Source organism: Erythrobacter sp. BLCC-B19, assembly GCF_028621955.1.
Classification (GTDB): domain Bacteria; phylum Pseudomonadota; class Alphaproteobacteria; order Sphingomonadales; family Sphingomonadaceae; genus Erythrobacter.
The window spans coordinates 1,441,881-1,467,074 of sequence record NZ_CP117516.1 but is presented as its reverse complement, the minus strand read 5'-3'; the positions used below and the strand labels follow the sequence as shown (position 1 = coordinate 1,467,074).

At 66.8% G+C, this 25,194-nt stretch carries 23 protein-coding genes; 14 read left to right on the top strand and 9 right to left on the bottom strand.

All coding sequences use genetic code 11. The features are described 5' to 3' along the window. The first annotated feature begins 198 nt into the window (after window positions 1-198). Window positions 199-2,562 (top strand): TonB-dependent receptor, encoded by a 2,364-nt coding sequence (locus tag PS060_RS06840; RefSeq protein WP_273986399.1) that lies wholly within the window; start codon window positions 199-201, stop codon window positions 2,560-2,562. A 7-nt stretch (window positions 2,563-2,569) separates the two neighbouring features. Here PS060_RS06840 and PS060_RS06835 read toward each other — a convergent pair whose 3' ends face one another. From PS060_RS06835 to PS060_RS06825, 3 genes are read right to left on the bottom strand one after another with little or no spacing between them, the layout of a single operon-like run. Further along, complete coding sequence (locus PS060_RS06835; protein ID WP_273986398.1) at window positions 2,570-3,133, bottom strand: GDYXXLXY domain-containing protein; 564 nt, start codon at window positions 3,131-3,133, stop codon at window positions 2,570-2,572. Then, the gene (locus PS060_RS06830) at window positions 3,130-4,278 is read right to left on the bottom strand and encodes a DUF2157 domain-containing protein (RefSeq protein WP_273986397.1); all 1,149 of its coding nucleotides are present in this window, start codon (window positions 4,276-4,278) and stop codon (window positions 3,130-3,132) included. Before PS060_RS06830 ends, PS060_RS06835 begins: the two co-directional genes overlap by 4 nt. A gap of 40 nt (window positions 4,279-4,318) precedes the next feature. After that, window positions 4,319-5,380: a substrate-binding domain-containing protein gene (locus PS060_RS06825; protein WP_273986396.1), complete on the bottom strand. Its 1,062-nt coding sequence runs from the start codon at window positions 5,378-5,380 to the stop codon at window positions 4,319-4,321. Between the two features lie 225 nt (window positions 5,381-5,605). Here PS060_RS06825 and PS060_RS06820 point away from each other — a divergent pair, with 225 nt between their 5' ends. Beyond that, on the top strand, window positions 5,606-7,348 hold the full coding sequence (locus tag PS060_RS06820; protein ID WP_273986395.1) for a GGDEF domain-containing protein: 1,743 nt from the start codon (window positions 5,606-5,608) through the stop codon (window positions 7,346-7,348). Window positions 7,349-7,396: 48 nt separating this feature from the next. Here PS060_RS06820 and PS060_RS06815 read toward each other — a convergent pair whose 3' ends face one another. Then, window positions 7,397-7,789, bottom strand: coding sequence for an acyl-CoA thioesterase (locus tag PS060_RS06815; protein WP_273986394.1), 393 nt, complete (start codon window positions 7,787-7,789; stop codon window positions 7,397-7,399). A gap of 101 nt (window positions 7,790-7,890) precedes the next feature. Here PS060_RS06815 and PS060_RS06810 point away from each other — a divergent pair, with 101 nt between their 5' ends. Next, window positions 7,891-8,553 carry a hypothetical protein gene (locus PS060_RS06810; RefSeq protein ID WP_273986393.1) on the top strand — a complete coding sequence of 221 codons (663 nt, stop codon included), beginning with the start codon at window positions 7,891-7,893 and terminating at the stop codon, window positions 8,551-8,553. Between the two features lie 9 nt (window positions 8,554-8,562). On the opposite strand, the gene PS060_RS06805 is transcribed toward PS060_RS06810, so the two are convergent. Both PS060_RS06805 and PS060_RS06800 read right to left on the bottom strand, forming a co-directional pair. Further along, window positions 8,563-8,694 (bottom strand): hypothetical protein, encoded by a 132-nt coding sequence (locus PS060_RS06805; protein WP_273986392.1) that lies wholly within the window; start codon window positions 8,692-8,694, stop codon window positions 8,563-8,565. After that, complete coding sequence (locus tag PS060_RS06800; protein ID WP_273986391.1) at window positions 8,691-10,916, bottom strand: S9 family peptidase; 2,226 nt, start codon at window positions 10,914-10,916, stop codon at window positions 8,691-8,693. The genes PS060_RS06805 and PS060_RS06800 overlap by 4 nt, the downstream gene beginning before the upstream one ends. Window positions 10,917-11,053: 137 nt before the next feature. On the opposite strand from PS060_RS06800, the gene PS060_RS06795 reads away from it, so the two are divergent. The 3 genes from PS060_RS06795 (at window position 11,054) to PS060_RS06785 (ending at window position 13,886) form a co-directional block, all read left to right on the top strand. Continuing rightward, a complete protein-coding gene (locus PS060_RS06795) occupies window positions 11,054-12,862 on the top strand; it encodes an aminopeptidase P family protein (protein WP_273986389.1) in 1,809 nt (602 codons plus the stop codon). A gap of 251 nt (window positions 12,863-13,113) precedes the next feature. After that, a complete protein-coding gene (locus tag PS060_RS06790; protein ID WP_273986387.1) occupies window positions 13,114-13,494 on the top strand; it encodes a VOC family protein in 381 nt (126 codons plus the stop codon). Beyond that, the gene (locus tag PS060_RS06785) at window positions 13,491-13,886 is read left to right on the top strand and encodes a cupin (RefSeq protein ID WP_273986385.1); all 396 of its coding nucleotides are present in this window, start codon (window positions 13,491-13,493) and stop codon (window positions 13,884-13,886) included. The genes PS060_RS06790 and PS060_RS06785 overlap by 4 nt, the downstream gene beginning before the upstream one ends. Window positions 13,887-13,993: 107 nt before the next feature. Here the strand turns inward: PS060_RS06785 and PS060_RS06780 are convergent, their stop codons facing one another. Next, a complete protein-coding gene (locus PS060_RS06780) occupies window positions 13,994-15,580 on the bottom strand; it encodes a helicase HerA-like domain-containing protein (protein WP_273986384.1) in 1,587 nt (528 codons plus the stop codon). Window positions 15,581-15,683: 103 nt separating this feature from the next. Between PS060_RS06780 and pabB the strand changes: the two genes are divergently transcribed. From pabB to PS060_RS06755, 5 genes are all read left to right on the top strand, one after another. Further along, a complete protein-coding gene (gene pabB / locus PS060_RS06775) occupies window positions 15,684-17,498 on the top strand; it encodes an aminodeoxychorismate synthase component I (protein ID WP_273986382.1) in 1,815 nt (604 codons plus the stop codon). Window positions 17,499-17,536: 38 nt separating this feature from the next. Further along, complete coding sequence (locus PS060_RS06770; RefSeq protein WP_273986380.1) at window positions 17,537-18,199, top strand: RluA family pseudouridine synthase; 663 nt, start codon at window positions 17,537-17,539, stop codon at window positions 18,197-18,199. Next, complete coding sequence (gene arfB / locus PS060_RS06765) at window positions 18,192-18,617, top strand: alternative ribosome rescue aminoacyl-tRNA hydrolase ArfB (RefSeq protein WP_273986379.1); 426 nt, start codon at window positions 18,192-18,194, stop codon at window positions 18,615-18,617. The genes PS060_RS06770 and arfB overlap by 8 nt, the downstream gene beginning before the upstream one ends. 155 nt (window positions 18,618-18,772) lie before the next feature. Further along, a complete protein-coding gene (gene rpmG, locus PS060_RS06760; protein ID WP_273986378.1) occupies window positions 18,773-18,940 on the top strand; it encodes a 50S ribosomal protein L33 in 168 nt (55 codons plus the stop codon). Between the two features lie 79 nt (window positions 18,941-19,019). Continuing rightward, a complete protein-coding gene (locus PS060_RS06755) occupies window positions 19,020-19,700 on the top strand; it encodes a LolA family protein (RefSeq protein ID WP_273986376.1) in 681 nt (226 codons plus the stop codon). Window positions 19,701-20,055: 355 nt separating this feature from the next. Here PS060_RS06755 and PS060_RS06750 read toward each other — a convergent pair whose 3' ends face one another. Continuing rightward, window positions 20,056-21,465 (bottom strand): alkaline phosphatase, encoded by a 1,410-nt coding sequence (locus PS060_RS06750; protein ID WP_273986373.1) that lies wholly within the window; start codon window positions 21,463-21,465, stop codon window positions 20,056-20,058. Between the two features lie 98 nt (window positions 21,466-21,563). Here PS060_RS06750 and PS060_RS06745 point away from each other — a divergent pair, with 98 nt between their 5' ends. Genes PS060_RS06745 through PS060_RS06735 form a run of 3 tightly spaced genes read left to right on the top strand, consistent with a single transcriptional unit; the run spans window position 21,564 to window position 23,922 of the window. Beyond that, the gene (locus PS060_RS06745) at window positions 21,564-22,352 is read left to right on the top strand and encodes an exodeoxyribonuclease III (RefSeq protein ID WP_273986372.1); all 789 of its coding nucleotides are present in this window, start codon (window positions 21,564-21,566) and stop codon (window positions 22,350-22,352) included. After that, complete coding sequence (ribA, locus tag PS060_RS06740; RefSeq protein ID WP_273986869.1) at window positions 22,349-23,419, top strand: GTP cyclohydrolase II; 1,071 nt, start codon at window positions 22,349-22,351, stop codon at window positions 23,417-23,419. The genes PS060_RS06745 and ribA overlap by 4 nt, the downstream gene beginning before the upstream one ends. Beyond that, a complete protein-coding gene (locus PS060_RS06735) occupies window positions 23,416-23,922 on the top strand; it encodes a GNAT family N-acetyltransferase (protein ID WP_273986371.1) in 507 nt (168 codons plus the stop codon). Before ribA ends, PS060_RS06735 begins: the two co-directional genes overlap by 4 nt. Here PS060_RS06735 and PS060_RS06730 read toward each other — a convergent pair. Further along, window positions 23,919-25,187 (bottom strand): hypothetical protein, encoded by a 1,269-nt coding sequence (locus PS060_RS06730; protein WP_273986370.1) that lies wholly within the window; start codon window positions 25,185-25,187, stop codon window positions 23,919-23,921. The genes PS060_RS06735 and PS060_RS06730 overlap by 4 nt on opposite strands. Between the last annotated feature and the right edge of the window lie 7 nt (window positions 25,188-25,194).

Here is a 25,194-nt window from a genome sequence, read left to right as displayed (position 1 = left end):
TTATGGTATGGTGGCCGGGTGGGGAGGCGGGGCGGGAGGTCTGCGTCGTGCGTCAGCACGACCGGAAGCAAAGATGCATTTCGGCAACGTCCCTGAACTGTAAACGCAGCGTCATGCACGCTTCATCCCGCGGTAGCGGAGCCGTCACCATAGGGTGCCACGGCCAAGGCCTCTCTCACGCAACAGGGAAGCCAGAACATGACCCGCACCCCCTTCACCCGCACCTCGCTGATCGCGCTTGCCGCAACGCTTGCCGCCGCCCCCTACGCCGCCTTCGCGCAGGATGCCGAAGCCCCCGCGCCGGAAGACAGCAGTGGATCGGGCAACGAAATCATCGTCACCACCCAGAAGATCGAACAGCGCGCATTGGACGTGCCGATCACCATTTCCGCCGTCAGCGGCCAGCGCATCCGCGAACTCGGCGTCGCCGATCTTGACGAGCTGTCCTACTACACCCCCGGCCTGCTGATTCAGGAGCAGAGCGCCAACAACCCCGGCGTCGTGATCCGCGGGATCACCTCGGACAGCGGATCGGCGCAGGAAGGCCCGCGCGTCACGCTCTATTACAACGGCGTCGACATCTCGCGCTCGCGCGGCTCGTATCAGGCGATCTACGATCTGGAGCGCGTCGAGGTGGTCAAAGGCCCGCAGGCGACCCTGTTCGGCACCGCCAGCGCGGTGGGCGCGATCAGCCTCGTTTCGGCCAAGCCCCGCGCCGGGTTCGAGGCCGAGGTGCGCGGCGGATACGGCAATTTCAACCAGACCTTGCTCGGCGGCTATATCAATGCAGGGTCTGATGTGCTGGCGGTGCGCCTCGCCGGCGAATGGCGCACGCGCGATGGCTATGTCGAAAACCTCAATCCCTCGCAGCAGAAGGATCTCTACGCGCAGGATCAGCTCGGCCTGCGCGGATCGCTGCGTTACGCGCCAACCGATGCCTTCACGCTCGATCTGGTGGCGACCTATGACCAGCAGAGGAACGGCGGCACGCCCTTCATCTCGGCGCGCCTGCCTGCTTCGGCGGCCTCGCCCGGCGGGCCGGCCAATGCCTTTGTCCCCGCCAATCTCGGCGGCAACCCCACCGCCGCTGCCGCGCTGGGCGACAGCCAGCTGGGCCTGAACCGCGAGGTCTATGACCTCAACCTCACCGCCCAATATGATTTCTCCGACGAATGGAGCTTCACCACCGTCAACGGCTACCGCGAATTCGACAGCGCCGAGGTGTTCGACGCCGACGGTTCGGCCGCGCCCTTCCTCGAATTCGCCGAGATCGCCACCGGCTGGCAGGTCAGCCACGAAGGCCGCTTCAGCTATGCCGGGAGCAATCTGCGGGCGAGCGCGGGGTGGAACGTCTTCATCGAGGACGGCCGCCAGAACGTGCCCTTCGCGGCCGAGGAAGGCACCTTCCTCCAGTGCCTCACCACCCTGTTCGGCGCGCCGCTGATCCCCGGCATCCCCTGCGTCGCGCCAAATGGCAGCGTGCCGGCGAGCGGCGTGACCGCGATCGCCACCGGCGGCGCCTTCGCGGTCATCCCCTACACCTCCGTGTTCGAGAATCAGGGCAAGAACGAGGCCTATTCGGTCTTCGCCGATGTCACCTGGATCCCGTTCGACGCGCTCGAACTGACCGCGGGCGTGCGTTACCTCGACGAATCGCGCCGGTCGGGCTTCTTTGCCAACGTGCCGAACAGCCGCTTGAGCGGTGCGCCGCTGATCCCCGGGCAGATCGACACGCGCGGGCAGACCTTCGTGGCCGAGGATGATTTCACCGCCTGGCTGCCGCGCTTCAACGCGCTCTACCGGATCAGCGATGACTTCAACATCTTCGCCACCGTGTCCAAGGGCCGCCGCTCGCCGGTGGTGCAGGTCAACGCGCGGCGCGACGGGGCCAATGTGGTCGCCAACCGCACCGATGTCGCCGCCGAAATCGTCTGGAACTACGAGGCGGGCCTCAAGCTTGCGAGCGGGCCGGTGTCGGCTGCGGTCGGGGTCTATTACCAGGTCTATGACAACTTCCAGGTCTCGGTTCCGGTGCTCGACGCCAATGGCAACCCGACCGGCGCGTTCCAGACCCGCAGCGCGGGCGGAGCGAGCAACCTGGGGGTCGAGGCGGAACTGGCCGTGGATGTGGCCGACTGGCTCAATGTGTTCGGCAATGTCGGCTTCATCGATGGCGGGATCGACAATGATCCGTCGAACGGCACCTTCGCCGGATCGCGCTTCCGCCTTCAGCCGGAATGGCAGGCCTCGGGCGGGTTTACCATCGACCGCGACTTCGGCGGGGTGCGGTTCTTCGCCACGCCCAGCATCACCCACCGCAGCACGATCTTCTTCCAGGTGCCCAACACCGCGCTGATCAGCCAAGGCCCGGTGACGCTGGTGAACGCGCGCGCCGGGGTGAGTTTTGCTGACGAGGCGTTCGAGATCGCGGGCTTCATCCGCAACGCCTTTGACGAGGATTTCCTGCTCGATGCGGGCAACACCGGCGGCGCCTTCACCATCCCCACCTTCATCCCGGGCGAGCCGCGCTTCTACGGGGTGGAAGTGACCGCGCGGTTCTGAGCCACGCTTACTGCGACATGATCGGGGGCGGGGGGCGCAAGTCCTCCGCCCCTTCGTCTTGCGGGGCATCGCGCTCGGCGATTTCGGCAGGCGTGAGCGGACGGAAGCGGATGGAGACGGGCGTGAAGCTGCCGTCCTCGCGCTGGCGGATCGTCACGATCCCGCGCTGGTCGCGGTTGCGCAAGCTTTCCTCAAGCTGCGCGGCGCGTTCCTGCCCGATGTAGAGGCGGCCGGTGAACAGCCCGTCGCCCTGATAGACCCCGCCCGGATTCTTGCGCACCGGATGCTTGCAGGGCTCGCTCTCGGTTTGCAGCCACCGCACATTGGCAACCGTGGGCGCTTTGCCTTCAAGGCACAGGGCTTCGTAATAGATGTCGCCAAGAGCCTCGCCACCCGGCCAGTCATACTGGAACTCGACATAGTGCCCGCGCAGGTAATCGCGCGGGTCGTATCCCACGATCGGCACCTCCCATTCGGTGCCGGTGTGGTAGGTGCGGTCGCTCTGGAGCCAGAGGGCGGCAAGGCCGAGGACGGGGGCGATGACAGCGGCAAGGCGGGCGGCGCGGATCATGCCTCAGCCTCCGAGGGCGGGGCAAAGCGCTTCGACACCCGCACCGCGACCCATGCGACGGCGAGGATCATCACGCCCGACAGGATCAGCCCGAATCCGCTCGTCAGCAGATCGGCGGCGAGTTCGAAGCTGAGGATGATAAGCCGCAGCGCGATGGCCGCCACCGCCAGCTGGAACACCCCGCGCCACGACGCGACCAGCGCCGCCGCCGCGATGCCGGCCCACAGCACCATGAACAGCAGCGCGGCGGGCACATCGAGATCGTCGACGGTCGGGGCCAGCAGGATCGCCAGTCCGGCCCCGGCGATGATCGCTCCCGCCATCCGGCCCGAAGTGCCGGGCCGCGCCGCCATCAGCGCAAGGCCGGTCAGCACCGCCACCGCGCCGCTGGCGAGGGTTGCCATGCTGTCTTCCAGCACCCCTTCATTGCCGAACACGCCGAGACTGGCATAGGCGCAGGCCGCCGAGGCGAGCGGGACTGCATAGGCCAGCGCCAGCTGCTCCATCCGCCGCCAGAAATCGGGGCGCGGGCTGCGCGCGCGCATCCAGCCTCCGGCGAGCGCGAGGACCACCGGCAAAGTGGACACGCAGCCGAGCCACGCCGTCCACGCCGCCCCCGGATCACCGAAGGGATAGTCGGTCATGAAGGTCAGGTATTCCCACGCGGTCCACACCGCTCCGCCGACCACGGCGAGCGCGCTCGGCCAGCTTCGCCCCGTCAGCAGCAGCAGCGGCGCGAACAGCGCGAGCCACACGGCCAGCGGCTGCCACAGGGGCGAGGAGGTCTGGTAGACCTGCCCCAGATGCCCGAAGAAGGTGAGGCCCAGCGCAGCGGTGATGAACACCAGCGCCTCGACGGCCCAGGGAGACTTTGCCGCCAGCCGATCCTCGCGCGCGAAGACCAGCCCCAGCAGCCCCGCGATCAGCGCCAGATGAACGGCGAGGCGCACGAGGCCGGGAATATCCTCCCAGTTGGCCGCCACCACCGAGACAAAGCCAAGGCCGATCGCCAGCGCGCCGATGCCCCACACCGCCCACAAGAGCAGCGGGCGGGCGTGGGCGGCTTCGTAGGCGGTCAACCGGTCGCGCGTCGCGGCGTCGATCAGGCCGGCGTCATGCCACTCAGCGATCTTGCGCGCGCTCATGGCGGGAGCCTAACGGCCCCCGCCAATCGTAGCAATCACATTACTTCTTGGGCGCAAGCTCTGCGCGGGTCAGCACCGGAAGGTTCTGCACTTTCAGGGCGTTGGCGGCGGCCACGTCATCGGGCATCGCGACCATCCCGACCTTCACCAGCGGGCCATCCTTGCCCCAGCTCTTGGCCCATTCCTTCATGAAGTCCTGCAGGCCGGGGATGGCGCGCATATGGGCCTTCTTGACATAGACATAGAGCGGACGGGCGCCGGGATACTTGAAGCTGGCGATGTTCTCGTAGGTGGCAGGCACCCCGTTCATCGGTAGGTCCTGCACCTTGTCGAGATTTTCCTCGAGGTAGGAATAGCCGAAGATGCCGACGACCTTGGGGTTGTCCTTGATCTTCTGGACGACAAGGTTGTCCTGCTCGCCCTGATCGACATAGGCGCCGTCATCGCGCACTTCGGTGCAGATCTGCTTGTACTTGTCCTCGTCGCTCTCCTTGAGCGCCTTCATCGCCGGGTCTTTCTTGCACCCGGCTTCGAGGATCAGTTCCTTGAGCGCGTCGCGCGTGCCCGAGGTGCTGGGCGGGCCGTAGACGATGATCGGATCGGCGGGCAGCGCCGGGTCGACATCCTTCCAGGTCTTGGCGGTCTGCGGCTTGCCATAGGGCTGCGCGGCAAGCGCCTTGTACACCGTTTCGGGCGTCAGATTGAGCATGATCCCGCCCTTCGCCGAGGCGAAGGCGATCCCGTCGAGCCCGACCTGGATCTCGACGATTTCATCGACCTTGTTCGACGCGCAGGTGTCGAATTCGGATTCCTTCATCCGGCGCGAGGCGTTGACCATGTCCGGGGTGTTGGGGCCGAGGCCCGAGCAGAACAGCTGGATGCCGTTGCCCGTCCCGGTCGATTCGATCAGCGGCGAGCGCATATCGGTGTGCGAGCGGGTGAAGTTCTCGGCCACCAGCTTGGCGAAGGGCAGAACGGTCGACGATCCGACCGCGTGAACCGATTGCGCCGCGCTGCTGCCGTCATCGCAGGCGGTCAGCGTGGACGCCGCGAGCGCAAGCGCTGCGCCAGCCTTGGCGAAGGCGGTGATATTGTATGCCATGAAAAACCCCGTTGAACACGCGCACCGACCCCGGTGCGGTTGCCGCGCTAGGACAGTTTCGTGACACGAACATGACAACGCCCGATCCGAACAAGATTGCTCCAAAATGGATTGAACCAGTGCGGCGTTATCCAGACAAATCGTTGTTTTTCAGAATGATGAGATATGACGCGATCGTGACTCACTTAACAGCATCGTAAGGGCTTTCATGGTAGCCGCGACCGCATGGCGAAATTGTGCCTCCTTTTGCGTCTGTGGCTGGCCGGTGTGCTGCTGGGCCTGTGCGCCTCTGCGCCTGCGGCGGCGGACGATCAGGTCGCTGTCAGCTATGCGCCGGATTGCCATGCCGTCACGGATCGCGATCGTTCCGCCACAGCGATGCAGCCGCGCGCGCAATGGACGTGCAATGCCGGCAACTGGCGGTCGGATGTGCCGGTGGTGTGGCTGCGGTTCGAGGCGGAAAGCTGGAAGGGCGAGGAAATGCCCCGGCATTTCTTCACCCGCATCGCGCGCTTCAAGTCGATCACCTTCCACGCGCTCGACGCGGACGGCGGACGGCGCACCGCTCGGCTGACCGAGGCCGACGGCAATCCCCTCGCCGCAGGCCCGGTGTTCCGGCTGCCGCTGCCCGAGATCACCGCGGAGACCACGGTTCTGCTCGCCCGGATCGAGGAGCCCCATTCGGTGCCGATGCTGACCGAGGCCCGCATCACCCACGATTCGGCCAAGGCCGACTGGTCGCAGGCGGACATGATGCTGCTCGCCTTCGTGATGGGGATGCTGGTGCTGCCCTTCCTGTTCGACATCAGTTTCTATGTGGTGCTGCGCGAGCGCTTCGTGGTGCTGCACGCGGCCATGGTCGCCTCGATGATGGTCTATGTGATGACCGCAGGGGGTCTGGCATCGGCCTTTGTGGCGCTACCGGTGGCGGTGATGGCGGTGCTGGCGCCGCTGTCCTATGCGCTGGCCGCAGGACTGACCGGCCTGTTCCTGGCCGATTTCCTCGAACGCGGCGCGCAGTCGCGGCTGATGCGGCGTCTGACGGTGGCGACAGCGTGGTTCACCATGATCGCGCCGGGCTTCTTCGCGCTCCAGCTGGATCGCACCCAGCCGGTCGACGACCGGGGCTACTTCCTGACCTTCCTCCCCTTCATCTTCGTCGTCAGCGCGGCGGTGCTTGAGGCGGTGTGGCGCGGCAGCCGGTCAGCGCGCTATCTCGCGGTGGCATGGACGCCGATCATCATTGCCTCGATCGAGCGCCTGATGCGCGGGCTGGGCTGGCATGTCGGCCCCTCCAGCCTCGACCAGATGATCTATATCGCGGTCGGGATCGAGGTGGTGGTGATCAGCCTTGCCATCGCCGACCGCTTCCTCGCCCTGCGGCGCGAGCGCGATGCGGCGCTGACCGAGGCGCGGATGCTCGAACAGATTTCGACCCGCGATTCGCTCACCGGCCTGATGAACCGCCGCGCGATCGAGGCGCGGTTTGACGAGCTGCTGGCGCAGGGCTTCAACACCTTTGCGCTCGTCGATCTCGACCGCTTCAAGGCGATCAACGACCTGCACGGCCACCAGGTCGGCGATGCGGCGCTGATCGCCTGCGCCAGCGCGATCCGCGCCAGCGGGGATCGCGATGCCATTGCGGTGCGGCTGGGCGGCGAGGAATTCGTGGTGCTGCTGCGGGGCGAGCGCACGCTCGAACGCGCCGAGGCGCTGCGGCAGGCGGTGCCGATCCGGATTGCCAAGGAAGTGCCGGGGCTCGACCTGCCGGTCACCGCCAGCATGGGCGTGGTGGTGATGGCCGATGCGGCGCGCAAGACGATGGCCTTCGCCGAGTTCTACGCCCGCGCCGATGCGCTGATGTACGAAGCCAAGGCAAGCGGGCGCAACCGCATGGCCTATGAACGTCTGACCGTCTTCACCGCAGCGCCCGCAGCGCGCAACCCGGAGCGCGAACAGGCGGCGTGATTTGGTTTCGGCTGCCTGTTGGCGGCGCAGACCTCCCGCCCCGCATCCTCACAAAAACCCTTCCAGCACCTCGGGCCGCACGCGGGCCAGCCGTCCGGTCGCGCGGTCGAGCATCGCCCAGGTCGTCGCCGCGCTGACGAGGCGCTTGCCGCTCGCATCAGTGAACTCCACCCGGCGGAGCGATTTGGCTCCCTGCGCCGGGCCTTCGATCCATGTTTCGGCGCGGACTTCCGCTCCCTCGGACACATTGCCGCGATAGTCGATCTCGTGCCGCACCACGACCCAGAAGAACGCCGCGCGATCCTGTGCCCGCGCGACCGCGTCCCAGTGCGCGGTCGCCATGTCCTGAATCCACTGCACCCAGACCGTGTTGTTGACGTGGCCGAGTTCGTCGATGTGCTGCGGCTCGGCGATGAAGGTGCGGGAGAAGCGGTTGGCCATGGCCGCGGGTTACCCCCAGCCGTCCGCGCGGGCAAGGATGGCGCAACGATGGCACAAGGATGGGAACGCCTTGTTAGCGCGCAGCTGCTATCCTGACGCCCATGAGCGACGATCCGCCCGAAAAGCCCGATCGCGGTTTCCGCCCGCGGATCAAGTATACCCAGCCGGAAGGCAGCAAAGGCAGCAGTCTGGTGGTCACGCCCGAGGGGATATTCTCCTATGAGGCGGGCCGGATGGAAACGCTTGCCGATGCGGTCGATTATTTCTGGGCGAATGTGGCCGCCGATCCGCGCGAATGGAATGTCAGCCTCAAGGGCTATGACTGGCTGCTGAAACACGCCGCTGAGGCTAGCCGCGAGGATATGCGGCGCACGCTCGGGTGGCTGGAGGGGGCGATTGCCCTGCGCGACCGGGCGGCGGCGGTGGCGGCGTGCCGCTATCTCGCGGCCATGCCCTTGCCCCTGCTGGCGAGCGACCATGGACGGCTGACGGCGATCTTCAACAGCCGCAAGGTCGGGATGGTGTGGCAACTCACGCCTGATCTCGACAAGACGCCGCTCCCCAGCGGGCCGATCCCCAAATTCGGGCAGGAGGCCGGCTTAGGCCTGATCCGTGCGGTGCCCGAACTTTACGGCAAGCTGGCGATGCTCAGCCCCGAGATGGAGACCATCGTCACGCTGCTCGCGGCAGAAGCGATCCGTTACGGGGTCTCGCTTCCGCCGGAGCTGGCGGCAATGGCGAAGGCAGCGCCGCAGGGCGGATGAAGCCCGCGCCTACACGCAGTCCCTGCCGAACACGCAGGCAGCCCAGAGAAACAACCAGAACAACCCGAAAGGCGCGGCCAGCACGGTCAGCGTGATGGCCGAAACGATCAGGAGTCCGCGGTCGTAGTTGGGTGCCTTCACTCGCCCTCGCTCTTGGGGGCCATGCCCATCTGCCACAGGATGAAGGCGAATTCCTCCGCCGTCTCCTTGAGGCTGTTCCAGCGCCCGGACTGCCCGCCGTGGCCTGCGCCCATGTTGGTCTTCATCACCAGCAGGTTATCGTCGGTCTTCAGCTCACGCAGCTTGGCGACCCACTTGGCCGGCTCCCAATAGGTCACGCGCGGGTCGTTGAGGCCGGCGGTCACCATCAGCGGCGGATAGGCCTTGGCGGTCACCTGATCGTAGGGCGAATAGGACAGCATATAGGCAAACGCCGCCTTGTCGGTGATCGGGTTGCCCCATTCCTGCCACTCGCCGGGGGTGAGCGGCAGCTTCTCGTTGAGCATGGTGTTGACCACATCGACAAAGGGCACGTGGGCCACGACCGCGCCATATTGCGCAGGGTCGAGGTTGATCACCGCCCCCATCAGCTCGCCGCCGGCCGATCCGCCGCTGGCCGTCACCTTGCCTTCCGCGGTGTAGCCCTTGGCGATCAGCCCGCGGCCGACATCGACGAAGTCGTTGAAGGTGTTGGTGCGCTCGAACAGCTTGCCCTGCAGATACCAGCGCCGCCCGAGATCATCGCCGCCCCGGATGTGGGCGATGGCATAGGCAAAGCCGCGATCCACGAGGCTGAGGCGCGTGGTCGAGAAGCCCGGCGGCACGGCATAGCCATAGGCGCCATAGGCGTAGAGGTGGAGCGGCCCCGGCCCTTCGATGCCTGCCTTCTTCAGGATTTCGGCGCGATCCTTGCGCATCACGATGCTGACCGGCACCTGCGTCCCATCGCGCGCGGTGACGGTCAGGCGCTCGGAGACATAGAGCGTCGGATCATAGCCGCTCGGGATTTCCTGCGTCTTGAGGGTCGCCAGCGCGCCCGTGGCAACGTCGTAGTCATAGACCGTGCTCGGCGTCACCATCGACTGATAGGCGAGCCGCAGCTTCTTCATGTCATATTCGGGGTTGTTGGAAAGGCCCGCGGTGTAGCTCGGCTCGGGAAAGGTCACGGGCGTGATCTTGGCCGGATCGGCATAGGAACGCAGCTGGATCTGGTCGAGCCCGTTCAGCCGCCCTTCGGTGACGAAGAAGTCCTTGAACAGGTCGAACCCGGTCAGATAGAAATCATCCGACCCGGCGATCACCGTCTGCCAGTCCCCCGGCGTTTCCAGCTTCGCCTTGGCGAGGCGGAAGTTGATGTGATCGTCATTGGTCCACACCCACAGCTCGCCATCCCGGACATCGACCGAATATTCGACGCCCTTCTTGCGCGCCTTGACGAGGATCGGGGTGGCGGTGGGATCATTGGCGGGCACAAGCCGCACTTCGCTCGTCTCGTTGTCGCCGGTGGCGATGATCAGCCAGTCTTCCTGCGCGGTGAGGCCGGTGCCGACGCCGAAGCTCTGGTCTTCCTCCTTGTAGAGCGTCACATCCGCGCTCACCGGGGTGCCGATGACGTGCATCTTGGCTTCGAGCGTGCGCCACTCCTCGGTCGAGGGGCCATAGACCAGCGCGGTATCGCCCTTCACCCACACCAGATCGCCGCGGAGGTTCTCGATCACATCGGGCAGCAGCTTGCCGGTCTTCAGATCCTTGATCCGCGCGGTGTAACGCTCCGACCCGTTGGTGTCGGTGGCATAGGCGAGATAGCGCCCGTTCTGGCTGATCGAGGCCGCGCCGAGGCGGAAATATTCGAGCCCCTTGGCGAGCTCGTTCTCGTCGAGCAGCAGCTCGGCCTTCCCGCCCTTCACCGCCTTGCGGTAATGCTTGCGATATTGCGCGCCTTCCTCGAACTCGCTCCAGTAGAGGTAGTCGCCGTCCTTCTGGGGCACGGTCGAATCATCCTCCTTGATGCGCGCCCGCATCTCGGTGAACAGCGCCTCGGTCAGCGCGGTCTGGCCCGCCATCTTGGCTTCGAAATAGGCGTTCTCGGCCTTCACGTGAGCCAGCACATCGGGGTCGTCCACGGTGGGATAGGACTTGTCGTAGAGCCAGTCATAGGGGTCTTCGACGGTGATGCCGTGCACGGTGTAGGTGTGCGGGCGCTTTTCCGCGACGGGGGGCTTGATGTCGGACGCGGCGGCGGTCGTGGTCACAGGGGCGGAATCCTCGGATGATGCGGCCATCGCGGCCGGGGCAAAGGTGGTGGCGGCAAAGCCAAAAGCAAGCGACACGGCAAGAGCCTGGGTGCTGATCGAGCGAAGCATGGTCGGTGGTTTCCCTGTTACGATCCCGGCGCTGGGCCGCGCGGGTGGAAAGACGCGGGGCAAAGGCCTATGATGGTGCTTGTAATGAGACAATGTTGCGCGACAAGTGCCCGCGCATTCGCCCGAGGATCGACGAAATGCTGATGCAGACCCATGAAGCCCGCCTCAATGCCCTGCGCGAAGAGCTGAAGCGCCGCGGCCTCGACGGCTTCATCGTCCCCATCTCCGACGAGCACATGAGCGAATATGTCGGCGATTATGCCCAGCGGCTGGGCTGGCTGACGGGCTTCGGCGGATCGGCGGGGTTCGCCGCTGTCACCCTCACCCACGCGGCGATCTTCGTTGACGGGCGCTATACCGTGCAGGTGCGCGAGCAGGTCGACGGGAACCTGTTCGAATATCGCTCCGTCCCCAAGGATACGCTGGCTGACTGGCTGGCCGAAGTGTGCGAGAACGGAGCGCGGATCGCCTATGATCCCTGGCTCCACACCTGGGCCTGGGTCGAGGCGCTGGAGAAGCGTGTCGAGCCCAAGGGCATCACCATGGTGCCCGCCAGCGGCAACCCGATCGATGCCGTGTGGGCCGATCGCCCTGCGCCCTCCCCCGCTATCGCCCGCCCGCATGACGAGACGCACGCGGGTCGCTCCTCGGCGGACAAGCGCGCTGCGGTGGCCGACTGGCTGGCCAAGGAAGGCCACGATGCGGTGGTGATCCCGGCGCTCGATTCGGTCGCATGGCTGCTCAACATCCGCGGGAGCGACGTGCCGCACACCCCGGTCGCGCTCAGCTATGTGATCGCGCACAAGGATGGCAGCGCCGAGCTGTTCATCGCGCCCGAAAAGGTCACGCCCGAACTCACCCGGCATCTGGGCAATGCAGTGACGATCCGTGACCGTGCCGCCTTCGAAGGCGCGCTTGGCGCAGACTTTGCCGGCAAGACCGTCGCGCTCGATCCGGACTTTGCCGTGGTCGGCATCGCGCAAGCCCTGCGCGCAGGCGGCGCGAGCTTCGCCTTCAAGCAGGATCCGACGATCCTTGCCAAGGCGATCAAGAACCCCGCCGAACAGGCCGGCCAGCGCGATGCGCAGGCGCGCGACGGCGCGGCGGTGAGCCGCTTCCTGCGCTGGCTGGAGATCGAAGGGCCGAAGGGGGGCGTGGACGAACTTTCCGCCGCCGCCCGGTTGCAGGCGTTCCGTGCGGAAGACCCGGGCCTCAGCGATCTGAGCTTCGACACCATCTCGGCCGCCGCGGGCCATGCCGCCCTGCCGCATTACAAGGTGGACGCGGACAGCAATATCCCGATCCCGCCGTCCTCGATCTATCTCGTTGATTCAGGTGGGCAATATCCCGGCGGCACAACCGACATCACCCGCACCGTATGGGTCGGCCCCGGCGAGCCGACGCAGGAAATGCGCGATCGCAACACGCGCGTGCTGAAGGGCCACATCCAGCTCGCCCGCGCGGTGTTTCCGCAAGGCACGGCAGGCGGCCAGCTCGATGTGCTGGCGCGGCAATATCTGTGGGAGGCAGGGGTCGATTACGCCCACGGCACGGGCCACGGGGTCGGCAGCGTACTCGCCGTGCACGAAGGCCCGCAGCGCATCGCCAAGCCCTCGGGCGGGCAGGCGGGCACCGGGCAGGAGCTGTTCGCGGGCATGATCCTTTCGAACGAGCCGGGCTATTACAAGCCGGGCGCCTTCGGCATCCGCATCGAGAACCTCGTGCTGGTCGAAGAGCGGGCCATCGAAGGGATGGAAGGCAGGTATCTCGGCTTCGAGACGCTGACCTTCGTGCCGCTGGATCGCAAGCTGATCGACAAGGCGTTGCTGACGGCGGAGGAAGTGGCGTGGGTCGATGACTACCATGCCAAGGTGCGCGAAATCCTGTCGCCGCGCCTGTCGGGCGATGATCTGGCGTGGGTGGAGCGGGAAACCGCGCCGCTCTAACTCCCTTCCGTCACCCCGTGCTTGACACGGGGCTAGGCTTATTTGTGTGTGACCCCGCCTCCGCGGGGTCAGCCTCGGCGCTGTTCCTCCCCCCGGATCAAGTCCGGGGTCCGGGCGCCTGCGGGCGGGCGGTCGCCCTTGCGGCCCGTCCTTTGGTGGGCCGATGCACCGCGCCGCCTCAAAGCTTGCCGCCCCATCAATGTTCCTATAATGTTCTCACATCGCGAGTCGCGGTATGGGAGGAACACACAATGATCGGCTACGTCACCCTCGGCACCAATGATCTGCCCCGCGCAGCGGCTTTCTATGATGCGATTGCCGCGCATTTCGGGCTCGGGCGGATGATGGACTTCGAAACCTTCATCGCATGGGGTGAATTCGGCGGCGCGCCGGGGATCGCGGCGACGGTGCCGTTCGATGGCCAGCCCGCCACGGTCGGCAACGGGGTGATGGTCGCGCTCGAAGTCAAATCGCCCGAACAGGTGCACGCGGTCTATGACACCGCCATCGCCCACGGCGGATCGTGCGAAGGCGCGCCCGGCCCGCGCGGGGATGACGGGTTCTATGCGGGCTATTTCCGCGATCCCGATGGCAACAAGTTGAACGCCTTCTGCATGGTTCCGAAAGAATGAGCGCACCCCGGCTGGATGAGCGCTTCATCCACCTCGGTCTCGGCGCAAGGGCGGTCGAACAGCCGCCCTTCACCGGGATGGAATGGTATGCAGGCTACGGCGCGCGCCATGCCGGTGACGGGGCCGAAGGGCGGCTGGTGTCGCAATACACCTTCACCGAGGATTGGAGCGCCTGGGAAATGCACCCATCGGGCGACGAGGTGGTGATCTGCACCCACGGCGCAATGGTGCTGGTGCAGGAGAGTGCCGATGGCCGCGTGACGCGCACCCCGCTTGCTGCGGGCGAATATGCGATCAATCAGGCCGGCCAATGGCACACAGCCGATGTGGCCGAAGCCGCGACCGCAATCTTCATTACGGCCGGAGAAGGGACGCAGCATCGCCCGCGCTGAAGCGGGTTTTGCGCAAGGCTTGTGCGATCATTGCGCGCCATCGCGTGTTTCACGTGAAACAATCGCCGCTTGTCGCCCCCTCAGGCGCGCCCTTGCCAGCGGGCCGGTCAGCGCATCAGCCCGCCCAGCAGGCCTCTGACAAAGCGGCCTACGATCGGCCCGGCCAGATCGGTCGCGATCGATCCCACCGCCGACGTCACGCCCGAGGCGACCGGATTGGCGCGGCTTTTCTTGCCGGTGATCTTGCTCGCCGCGACCGCCGCCGCACCGCCCAGCGCGACCTTCGCTCCCCGGCCGATCGCCTTCTCCCACAGGCTCGGGCTCTTGCGCGCCTGAGAGCGCACCGCCTCCTCGCCCTCGGCCTCGACCTGCTCGGCAACAGCGGCGGCATCGGCGGCCTTGGCGGCGAGCACCTCGGCCGCGCTTTCGCGGTCGACGCGGGTGTCGTACTTGCCTTCGAGCGGGCTAATCGACTGAATAATGGCCCGTTCTTTCGGCGTCACCGGCCCGAGGCGCGAACGCGGCGGTACGATCAGCGTGCGCTCCACCACGGTGGGCGCGCCGTCATCATCAAGGGTCGAAACCAGCGCCTCGCCCACCTTCAATTCGGTGATGACCGTCTCGACATCGAGCTTGGGATTGACCCGGAAGGTCTCCGCCGCGGCCTTGATCGCGCGCTGGTCACGCGGGGTGAAGGCGCGCAGCGCGTGCTGCACCCGGTTGCCCAGCTGGCCTGCAACTTTCTCAGGAATATCAATCGGGTTCTGAGTGATGAAGAACACGCCGACGCCCTTCGACCGGATCAGCCGCACCACCTGCTCGATGGTGTCCATCAGCGCCTTGGGGGCATCGGTGAACAGGAGGTGCGCCTCGTCGAAGAAGAACACCAGCTTGGGCTTTTCCGGATCGCCGACTTCGGGAAGCGATTCAAACAGTTCCGCCAGCAGCCACAACAGGAAGGTGGCATAGAGCTTGGGGCTCTGCATCAGCTTGTCGGCGGCCAGCACGTTGACATAGCCCCGCCCCTGTTCGTCCACTTTCAGGAAATCGTCGATCTCCAGCGCGGGCTCGCCAAAGAAATGATCCGCCCCCTGCGCCTCGAACGAGAGCAATTGGCGCTGGATCGAGCCGACCGAAGGCTTGGTGACATTGCCATATTTGCCTGACAATTCAGCCGCATTCTCGTTCGCCCAGGCCAGCAGCGCGGCGAGATCGGCAAAGTCGAGCAGCAGCAGCCCGTTCTCGTCGGCATGGCGGAAGATGATCTGCAGCACGCCTTCCTGCGTCTCGTTGAGATCGAGCAGCCGCGCCAGCAGCAGCGGGCCCATTTCCGATACCGTGGTGCGGATCGGGTGGCCCTGTTCGCCATACAGGTCCCAGAAAATCACCGGGTTGTCGGAATAGGCATAGTCGGTGACGCCGACTTCCTTGGCGCGGGATTCCAGCTTGTCGGCGTGCTTGAAGGTGGGCGAGCCCGGCATGGCGATGCCCGACAGGTCGCCCTTCACGTCGGCCACGAACACCGGCACCCCGGCGGCCGAGAAACTTTCCGCAATGCCCTGCAATGTCACGGTTTTCCCCGTCCCGGTCGCGCCCGCGATCAACCCGTGGCGGTTCGAACGGCCGAGCAGCAGCGTCTGCCGCGATCCATCCGCGCCAAGGCCGAGATAGATGTCGCGCGCGGTATCGGTCATGCCTCGTATCCCCTGCCGGAAAGTCTGTTCCGATGATGTGACGGGGCAGCGCTTGGCGGTCAAGTTCTCGACAGGGCGCTGCGTTTGGGCCAAGGATCGGGCGATGGGTTCGCCAACGCCGTTTGTCCTGCTCGATGATGCCCGCGCCGGGGACGGGGCAGCTGACGCGCTGCTCTACGAAGCCCCGCGCAGGCTGTTCGTCGCGCATCGCCCCGACGAGGTCGAGGGCGTGCTGGCAGCGGCCGAGGCAGCGCGGCTGACCGAGGGCGGGTCGCTGGCGGGCTACATCGCCTATGAGGCGGGCCTCGCGCTCGAACCGCGGCTCGCGGCGCAGGCGGCCGGGCGGAGCGGGGCGGCGGGGCCGCTGGTGTGGCTCGGCCTGTTCGATGCCCCGCAGCGGATTGCCGCCGATAATCTCCCCGCATGGCTGGAGAGCCGCGCCGAGGGGCCGGGCACGATCGGCCCGATGGAGCCGCAGCTCTCCCCCGGCGGCTATGACGCAGCCTTCGCCGCGATGCAGGAGGCGATCCGCGCGGGCGACATCTATCAGGCGAACCTCACCTATCCGCTGGCAGGCAGCTTCCGCGGCGATCCGGTCGGGCTCTATGCCGCCCTGCGCGCAGCCGGGGCCGCAAGCTATGGCGGGCTGATCTTCGATGGATCGCACTGGCTCCTGAGCTTCTCGCCGGAGCTGTTCGTGGCGCTCGACGGGGCAAACGCCAAGGTCAAGCCGATGAAGGGCACCCGCCCCCGGATGGCCGATCCCGCCGCCGACACAGCGATGGCGGAAGACCTCGCTACCTCGGTGAAAGACCGGGCCGAAAACCTGATGATCGTCGACCTGATGCGCAATGACCTGTCGCGCGTGGCCGAACCCGGCAGCGTCCATGTCGATGCGCCTTTCGCGGTCGAAAGCTATCCGACGGTGCACCAGATGGTCAGCACGGTGCGCGCGCGGCTCAGCCCCGGCAAGGGGGCGATGGATCTGGTGCGGGCGCTGTTCCCCTGCGGCTCGATCACCGGCGCGCCCAAAATCCGGGCGATGGAATTGCTCACCACCGCCGAGCGCGATGCCCGCGGCCCCTATTGCGGCGCGATCGGGCGGATCGATGCAGATGGTCATGCCGCCTTCAATGTCGCGATCCGCACGCTCCGCCTCACCCCCATCGAGAACGGGCAGGGGACGGCGGTGCTCGGGATCGGCTCGGCGATTGTGGCGGATAGCGACGGACACGCGGAACGGCGCGAGTGCGAGGTCAAGGCCGGCTTCCTGCGCCGCGCCGCGCCGGGGCTGACCGCGCCGCAATGCGATCTGATTGAGACGATGCGCTTCGATCCCGAAAGCGGCATTGCGCTGCTGGAAGACCACCTCGCGCGGATGAAGGCGAGCGCGGCGGCGCTGGGCTTTGCCTTTGATCGCCACGCCTTGCGCAATCAGATCCAGGCGCTGTGCTTCGAACTCGACGCCCCGGCCAAGGTGCGCCTGCTGGTCGCGCGAAGCGGAGCGAGCGCGCTCGAAACCGCGCCCTTGCCCGCGCCGCTCTCAGAGCCGGTCAAGGTCGCTGCCTTTCCGCACCCGCTCGATCCCAGCGACTGGCGGCTGGCGCACAAGACCTCCGATCGGGGGTTCTACGAGGATGCGCTGGCCGCCGCGCGCAGCCTTGGCGCGGATGAGGCGCTGCTGGTGCGGGCCGATGGCCGCGTCACCGAGGGCAGCTGGACCAGCGTGTTTGCAGAAGGGCCGGACAGCGCTCTGATCACGCCCCCCACAGCGCTCGGCCTGCTGCCTGGCGTGCTGCGCGGGAGCCTGATCGCTGAAGGACGCGCGCGCGAAGGGGAATTGACTTTGGACGACCTGGCGGGCGGCTTCCTCATTGGCAATGCCCTGCGCGGACTGATGCGGGCGGTGCTGGTTTAGTCCTTCGACAAGCCCCGCCCGAACGGATAAGGGGCCGCATGGCTGACATCACAATCCTCTATGAAGACGGCGAAGCACTGGTGATCGACAAGCCCTCGGGCATGGCGGTCGACCGGCCGAGGAAGGGCGGGATCTGCCTTGAAGATCACCTTGATCGGCTGAAACTGGGCTTCCAGCGCGCCCCGGTGGCGGTGCACCGGCTGGATACCGACACCAGCGGCTGCCTGCTGCTCGCGCGCAATCCCAAGGCGCTGGCCCGCTTCAATCGGGCGTTCGAGGAACGGCTGGTGGGCAAGACCTATCTCGCCATTCTCGCAGGTCGTCCGCCGGGCACCGGGGGCACGATCGAGCTCGCGCTGTCGAAAATCAGCTCGGCCGAGAAGGGCTGGCGGATGATCCCGGCGAAGAAGGGCAAGCCCGCCGTCTCGCACTGGGAACTGGTCGAGGAACTGGGGCCGCACAGCCTCATCCGCTTCCGCCCCGAAACCGGCCGCACGCACCAGCTGCGGGTTCATGCGCTCAAAGGTCTGGGCGCGCCCCTGCTGGGTGATCCGGTCTATGGCGCGGGCCATGCGGGCGCAGCCAAGCGCACCATGCTCCACGCCGAAAGCCTGACGGTCGAGCGCCCCGGCAAAACCGCGATCGAAGCGCGCGCACCCCTGCCACGCGATTTCCTCGCCTTCGGGGTGAGCGATGGATGACGGCGCAGAGCCTCTGACCGCCCGCGCCTTGCGACTCGCCAGCGAGAGCTTTCTCGCAGGTTCCGGCCCCGGCGGGCAGAACGCCAACAAGGTCGCCACGGAAGTGGAGCTGCGCGTCAATATCTATGCGCTGCGCCTGCCGGTTCCGGTGTTCGCGCGGCTTCGTGCGCTGGCGGGGGGACGAATCGCGGGCAACGGCGATCTCATCATCACCTCCAAGGCGCACCGGACGCAGGAGGCCAACCGCCAGGACGCGCGCGAAAAGCTCGCCGCGCTGATCGCGCAGGCCGAAGTCGAACCCAAGCGCCGCGCCAAGACCCGCCTCAACCGCGTTGGCAAGACCGAGCGACTGAAGGTCAAGAAAGTGCGCGGCGCGGTCAAGGCCAATCGCGGGAAGCCCAAAGCCTCGGATTGGTAGCGCGCGGGCCTGCGAGGCTTATTGACTTTTCCCCGTGAATCGGCGAATGGCGCGCCCGTGTGGCGGTGTGCCGGGCCTTCCGGGCGCGCCGCTATTTGCTTTTCTAGCCCTGCGGACAGCAATCGCCGGGCCGACCCAGTTGACAGGATACCGCCATGGCGAAGCCCACCACCGTCAAGATCCGCCTCGTCTCCACCGAGGGCACCGGCTTCTTCTACGTGACCAAGAAGAACCCGCGCAACATCACCGAGAAGATGAGCTTCCGCAAGTATGACCCGGTGGCGCGCAAGCACGTCGAGTTCAAGGAAGCCAAGATCAAGTAAGATCTGGCCGCGCCAGCTGTATGGCAGGCGGCGCGATAATTCATCGACAGTTCAAGCCTGCGGCCCTAACCGGCTGGGCATGACGAAACCTGTTCTCACCTTTCGCACGCTCGCGTTCGGCCTTGGGGCCGGAGCGCTGGCTCTTGGCCTCATTCCCGGTGAGCGCGCCCCGCTGGCGCCCCCGGCGATGGCGCAATCCGCCTCGAAAAGCGCCGCCGATCTCGACAAGGTGGTCGGCGCGCTGCGGGCGATTTCGACCATGAAGGCCGACTTCACCCAGACCGACCGCCAAGGCCAGACCCTGCGCGGCACGATGACGCTGAAGCGCCCCGGCAAGATCCGCTTCGACTATGGCAAGGATGCCGACTTCCTCGTCGTCTCGAACGGCAAGTCGCTCTATGTGATCGACTACGAAGTCAGCCAGGTTGAACGCTGGCCGATCGGCAATTCGCCGCTGGGCGCGCTGTTCGATCCCGACAAGGACGTGAAGCGTTACGGCAAGATGGTGCCGACCGGGAACCCCGACGTGCTGAGCGTCGAAGTGCGCGATCCCAAGAAGCCCGAATTCGGGATGATCACGCTGATCTTCGTCAAGAACGCCGCGGCACCGGGCGGCTTGCAGCTGACCCACTGGGTCGCGCTCGATGCCCAGAACAACCGCACGCGGGTGAACCTGTCGAACCAGCGCTATGGCGTGGCGGTGGCCGATTCTGCCTTCACTTTCAAGGATCCGCGCCGCACGGCTCGTCGTCCGGGATAAACGGACGTCCGACGAACGGTTGTATGAAAGCGACAAAAAACTTGTCGCGTTCATGTGAGCGAAAGGCTCTTTTGGCTAATCATTCTCAACAAGGCGGGCCGAAGGGAGGTTTCCCCCCTGTTGCCCACCCTTCGAAATGGGCCTGCCTTGTACAAGCGTGACGAACGCTCCATGGAACCCCCGACCCATCGCCCCCGGGTCGGGGGTTTTTGGTTTTTTGGGGTTTTTGTTCTCCGCACGCCTCCGGCGCGCGAAATCCTCGCTCACGCGCCCTGCGGGCGCATCGCTGCGGGCGGCCGGTCGGCCTTGCGGCGTGGCTGCGCCCGCCGAAGCAGCGCGCTACCTCATCCTCCCCCTACTCCCCCCAGCCCAGCGCCTTGCGGATGATGCTGTAGATCAGGTTCTGCTCGATCACCCCCCGCGCGCGCGCAGCGCCGGGGCCGGTGGCGAACAGGGCGACATCCTCGCCGCCGTGGGTTTCCGCCGGGAGCGGCACGAGCGCCTGCTGGCGCGCGGACAGGCCGGTCTGGGGAACAGGGCGCAGATGCTCGCCGTCACCGTCCTCATCGGCATAGATCCCGCCGGGCCCATTGGCATAGCCAAGTGTCGTGTAGGGCTTGCCGTCCGCTGCGATCAGCGGCGAGGCGCCGTCGCCCCCGTCCTCGCCGCTGCCTTGCGGCGGCACCACCAGTCCGAGGATGTCGTTCCCGCGCTTGGGATAGCCCGAGATCGTGAAGACATGGCTGTGATCGGCGGTGACCATGATGAGGGTCTCGGCAGGGTCGGTGTGATCGAGCGCATATTGCACCGCCCGCGCCAGCTCGACCGCCTCCTCCAGCGCGAAACCGGCTTGCCCGGCGTGGTGCGCGTGGTCGATCCGCCCGCCTTCGACCATCAGGTAGAAGCCGTCGGGATCGGACTTGAGCCGGGCAAGGGCGGCGGCGGTCATGTCGGTGAGGGTCGGCTCGGGCGAATCGGGTTTGCGCTCGGCCATGAAGGTCATGTGGCTGGGGTTGAACAGCCCGAGCAGCGGCTTGTCCGTCGGTGCGGCGGCGAGGCTGGCAGCATCGCGCACAACAACGCCGCCCGTCCTTGCCGCCCAGGCCCCGGGGAGATCAGCCGCCGGATCGAGGCGGCGTCCGCCCTTGTCCTTGCCGTAGAACATCGCCGTGCCCCCGCCCATAGCCACATCGAACTGCGCCTCGGCGAGTTGGAGCGCGATGTCCTTGCAGCCCTCGGGGCGCTGGCCTTCGGGGATGGTGCTGTCGGCCTCCCAGTCGCGGTCGGCGCTGCGGGAATAGACGCTGGCCGGGGTGGCGTGGGTCAGGCGGGTGGTGGTGACGATCCCCAAGGCAAGGCCGCGCGCCTTCGCCTCCTCGCCCAACAACGGGAGCGGATGCGCCAGAGCGTCACGGCACACGCCCTTTTCGGCTTCAGGCCCGATCCCGAGCACGCCGATGCGGGTCTTCACGCCCGAATGCATCGCGGTGGCCGTACCCGCCGAATCAGGCACCTGCGCATTGGTGTTGTAGGTCTTGACCAGCGCCACATTGGGGAAGCGTTCGAAGCTGAGGCTGTTTTCCTCCCCGGTCTCCCCGCGCTTCTGCCCGTCATAGATGCGCGCGGCCGTGATGGTGGCAATGCCCATGCCATCGCCGATGAACAGGATGACGTTCTTGGCGCGCGGCTCCTTGGGCGCATCTTCGGCCAGAGCAGGGACGGCTGCGGTCGAGAGCAGCAGGGCGGCGAGGATGGTGCGGGTCATGGAACGTCTCCGGGATGGTCGCCCCGCCCTATCGCGCCGCTGTTTGACGATAAAGTGAAAGCTAGAAGTTTCGCGCGCGGCACCCTAAGTCCGCCCCCATGCTGACTGTCGCCACCTGGAACATCAACTCGGCCCGCCTGCGGGTCGGCCTCATCGAAAAGCTGCTGACCGAGGCCGCGCCCGACATCCTGTGCCTGCAGGAAATCAAGTGCGAGAGCCACCTGTTTCCGGCCGAGGCGCTGGCCGCACTCGGCTACACCCATCAGGCGGTGAGCGGGCAGAAGGGCTATCACGGGGTCGCGACCGTCAGCCGCGTCCCGATCCGCGAGGTGACCCGCCACGACTGGCAGGACAATGGCGAGGCGCGGCACATCGGAGTCGAGGTGGTGGGACGCGATCTCCTGGTCGAGAACGTCTATGTCCCGGCGGGCGGCGATGTGCCCGACCGCGCAGTGAACCCCAAGTTCGGCCAGAAGCTCGACTTCCTCGGGCGGATGACCCGCTGGGCCGACACGCTCGACCGCCCGACGCTGATCGTCGGCGATTTCAACATCGCCCCGCTGGAAAGCGACGTCTGGAGCCACAAGCAGCTCCTCAAGGTCGTCAGCCATACGCCGATCGAGGTCGAGACGCTGGGCAAGTTCCAGGACGCGCACGGCTGGGTCGATCTTGGCCGACAGCACATCCCCGCCCCGCAGCGCTATTATTCCTGGTGGAGCTACCGCAATCCCGGCTGGCAGGAGAACGACAAGGGCCGCCGCCTCGATCACATGTGGGCCTCGCCAGCGGTCGCTGGCCAAGCGCGCGCGCACCGCGTGATCGAAGCGGCGCGGGCGTGGGAGCAGCCGTCCGATCACGTGCCGCTGATCACGGAGTTCGACCTCTGAGCCTCCCGCCGTCTCCTGAGCGCCGCGCCGCGCAGGCGGTCGATGCGCTGCGCCATGGCTGGCCGCTGGCCTTCGACGGCGGGCCGGTTCTGCTGCCCGTCGAAACCGCCATCGCGCAAGGTGCCTCAGCGCCCCGGATGCTGATTTCCGCCGCGCGCGCCGCGACGCTGAAACTCGCCAACCAGAAAGAGGCCGCTGTCCCGCACGCGCCCGTCCTGATCGCAGGCGGCGAGCCCTTTGTCCTTCGCGATGCCCTGCCCATCGCCGACCCGGCGCTTGATCTGGGCAATCCCTTGAAAGGCCCGTTCAAGGCGGTGAGCCTCGACTGGGCCGAAACCGCCGCCGCCGCGCTGGAACTGGCGCGGATCGCCGGGATCCTGCCGGCCTTCATGGTCGACCCCGACGGCGCGGGCGAGGCGGTGCCGGTCGCCGTTGCCGATGTCGCCGCCTATGCTGACGCTGGCGCCTTGCGCATCGTCACCCGCGCGCGCCTTCCGGTGAGCGCCTGCGAGGACGCCGAGATCGTCGCCTTCCGCTCGGCTGCCGACCTGCGCGAACACGTCGCGCTGATCATCGGCAAGCAAAGCGGCGACAGCCAACCGCTGGTGCGGCTCCATTCGGAATGCCTCACCGGGGACATCCTCGGCAGCCTCAAGTGCGACTGCGGCCCGCAGCTCGACGCAGCGCTCCACGCGATGGCGCACGAAGCGCGGGACAGCGGTGGCTGGGGCGTGCTGCTCTATATGCGGCAGGAAGGGCGCGGGATCGGCCTCGTCAACAAGCTGCGCGCCTATCGCTTGCAGGATCAGGGGTTCGACACGGTCGAGGCCAACCAGCGCCTCGGCCTGCCCGACGAAGCGCGTGATTTCCCCGTGGCGGCGCGGATGCTGGAGCTGCTGGGGGCGACGACGATCCGGCTGCTGACCAACAATCCGGCCAAGGTCGCCGCGCTGGAAGCCGCCGGGATCACTGTCAGCGAGCGGGTGCCGCACCAGCTCCCCGAAAACCCCCACAACGCCCGCTATCTGGCGACCAAGCGCGATCGCTCGGGGCATCTGCTGACGTGAGTGCGATCACGATCCGCCCCGAACGCCCGGGCGACGAGGACACGATCCACCGCCTCACCGAAGCCGCCTTCCGCGATATGCCCTTCAGCGAAGGTGACGAACAGCACCTCGTCGACGCGCTACGCCGCGACGGCGATCTCGCCCTGTCGCTGGTCGCCGAGGATGGGACGCGGATCGTCGGCCACATCGCCTTCTCGCGGGTTTCGATCAGCGATGGCACGCCCGATTGGTATGATCTTGGCCCGGTGTCGGTGTGGCCCGAACTGCACAGGCAGGGGATCGGCAGCGCGCTGATCCTGCACGGCATTGCAACCTTGCGAACGCGCGGCGCGGCGGGGATCGTGCTGCTCGGCAGCCCGGCCTATTACAGCCGCTTTGGCTTTCGCCATGCGCCGCAACTGCGCTACCCCGGCCCGCCGCCCGAATATTTCCAGTGCCTTGTGCTGTCGGGCGATCTGCCCGCGGGCGAGGTCAGCTACCCGCCGGCGTTCCGGGCCGCCTAGTCCTCCGCCATTTCCTCTTCCGTTTCGGCCATTTCGGCATCCATCTTGTCGCGCCAAGCCTGCATCGCGGCCTCGTGCTCGGGCGAGCCGGGGATGCGGTCGGGGCGCTGGGGAATGGCGGTGGCGGGGTCGATCCACACGGTTTTCGCGCCCGTCGGCGCGGTCAGCTTGGCGATAGCGGCAAACTGCGGCTCGGGCGCGGCGATGTAGATGGTCGCCCCCTCGGCCGCGCCCGGTTTAACGCGCTTCACCGCCTTGGCGAAGGCCGCCACCAGCCCGTCGGGGTCGCATGGCGAGGCGAAGGCGTCATCGCCCTGGAACAACGCCGCATCCGCGACCTCCTCGCGCAGCCACTTCACCGATTCGCGGTGGCGGGGGTGATCGCGCGGGAACAGCACGGTGGTCGAGGCAAAGCTGTCGAACGGCGGCTCGGTGCTGAGCCGCGCGTGGGCCTCGCGTAGATATTCGTGCCAATCGCTGCCCTCGCACCCCTGCGGCGCCACCAGCGGCGCCTTGAGATAGGCGAGCCGCTCGGCCTCATACTGCTGCTGCAAGGCGATCACGCGGGCGCTCGATTCCAGCGCGGCACCCCATTGTTCGAGCGGCGGCATCGTCACCGCTCCATCGGCGAGCGCGATGGTGAAGAGGACGCTCTGCTCCTCCATATCGAGCCGCCCGTCATAGGGCACCGCGACCGGGATCGTGATGCTGGCCCCATCGGCGGAAAACTGGCCCACGTCCTGGCGCCACTGGATCGAACTGACAGTATGCGGCTGGGCCTCGATGAAGTCCTGCGGCAGCAGATCGGTCAGCGCCAGCGAACGCACCAGCGTGCCGTCCGGGCCATAGATCACGATCACATGGCTGCCATGGCCAAGGCTGTGCCAATTGTCGAAGGTGACGACATGGCGGCCATCATCGGCCACGATCACCTCGACCGGTGCGATCGAGTTCGCCAGCGGCCCGGCCCACACCGGCTGCCACTTGCCCTGCGGATCGCGGCGTTCGAGCAGCCCGAGCGGCGCGGGGCGTTCGACCGGGATGCCGCTTTCTTCGGCGGCGATTTCTTCGCGGAAATAGTCGAGCACGCTGCCGATGTCGGCCGGGGTGACAGTGAAGCGGAACTGGCCGTTTGCCGACGGCGTCGTCTCGATCGCGGGCTCGGCCCAGCTATCGGCGCGCGCCGGGCCGGCCAGCCACAGCGCCAAAGCCGCCACGCACAGCGCAGCAAGCGACAAGAGGTTGATCGGGCGCGATTTCGTCATGGGGCGA

Coding starts and splice junctions, on each gene's coding strand:
- PS060_RS06840 (WP_273986399.1), top strand. CDS start 199: ATGACCCGCACCCCCTTCACCCGCACCTCGCTGATCGCGCTTGCCGCA.
- PS060_RS06835 (WP_273986398.1), bottom strand. CDS start 3,133: ATGATCCGCGCCGCCCGCCTTGCCGCTGTCATCGCCCCCGTCCTCGGC.
- PS060_RS06830 (WP_273986397.1), bottom strand. CDS start 4,278: ATGAGCGCGCGCAAGATCGCTGAGTGGCATGACGCCGGCCTGATCGAC.
- PS060_RS06825 (WP_273986396.1), bottom strand. CDS start 5,380: ATGGCATACAATATCACCGCCTTCGCCAAGGCTGGCGCAGCGCTTGCG.
- PS060_RS06820 (WP_273986395.1), top strand. CDS start 5,606: ATGGCGAAATTGTGCCTCCTTTTGCGTCTGTGGCTGGCCGGTGTGCTG.
- PS060_RS06815 (WP_273986394.1), bottom strand. CDS start 7,789: ATGGCCAACCGCTTCTCCCGCACCTTCATCGCCGAGCCGCAGCACATC.
- PS060_RS06810 (WP_273986393.1), top strand. CDS start 7,891: ATGAGCGACGATCCGCCCGAAAAGCCCGATCGCGGTTTCCGCCCGCGG.
- PS060_RS06800 (WP_273986391.1), bottom strand. CDS start 10,916: ATGCTTCGCTCGATCAGCACCCAGGCTCTTGCCGTGTCGCTTGCTTTT.
- PS060_RS06795 (WP_273986389.1), top strand. CDS start 11,054: ATGCTGATGCAGACCCATGAAGCCCGCCTCAATGCCCTGCGCGAAGAG.
- PS060_RS06790 (WP_273986387.1), top strand. CDS start 13,114: ATGATCGGCTACGTCACCCTCGGCACCAATGATCTGCCCCGCGCAGCG.
- PS060_RS06785 (WP_273986385.1), top strand. CDS start 13,491: ATGAGCGCACCCCGGCTGGATGAGCGCTTCATCCACCTCGGTCTCGGC.
- PS060_RS06780 (WP_273986384.1), bottom strand. CDS start 15,580: ATGACCGATACCGCGCGCGACATCTATCTCGGCCTTGGCGCGGATGGA.
- pabB (WP_273986382.1), top strand. CDS start 15,684: ATGGGTTCGCCAACGCCGTTTGTCCTGCTCGATGATGCCCGCGCCGGG.
- PS060_RS06770 (WP_273986380.1), top strand. CDS start 17,537: ATGGCTGACATCACAATCCTCTATGAAGACGGCGAAGCACTGGTGATC.
- arfB (WP_273986379.1), top strand. CDS start 18,192: ATGGATGACGGCGCAGAGCCTCTGACCGCCCGCGCCTTGCGACTCGCC.
- rpmG (WP_273986378.1), top strand. CDS start 18,773: ATGGCGAAGCCCACCACCGTCAAGATCCGCCTCGTCTCCACCGAGGGC.
- PS060_RS06755 (WP_273986376.1), top strand. CDS start 19,020: ATGACGAAACCTGTTCTCACCTTTCGCACGCTCGCGTTCGGCCTTGGG.
- PS060_RS06750 (WP_273986373.1), bottom strand. CDS start 21,465: ATGACCCGCACCATCCTCGCCGCCCTGCTGCTCTCGACCGCAGCCGTC.
- PS060_RS06745 (WP_273986372.1), top strand. CDS start 21,564: ATGCTGACTGTCGCCACCTGGAACATCAACTCGGCCCGCCTGCGGGTC.
- PS060_RS06730 (WP_273986370.1), bottom strand. CDS start 25,187: ATGACGAAATCGCGCCCGATCAACCTCTTGTCGCTTGCTGCGCTGTGC.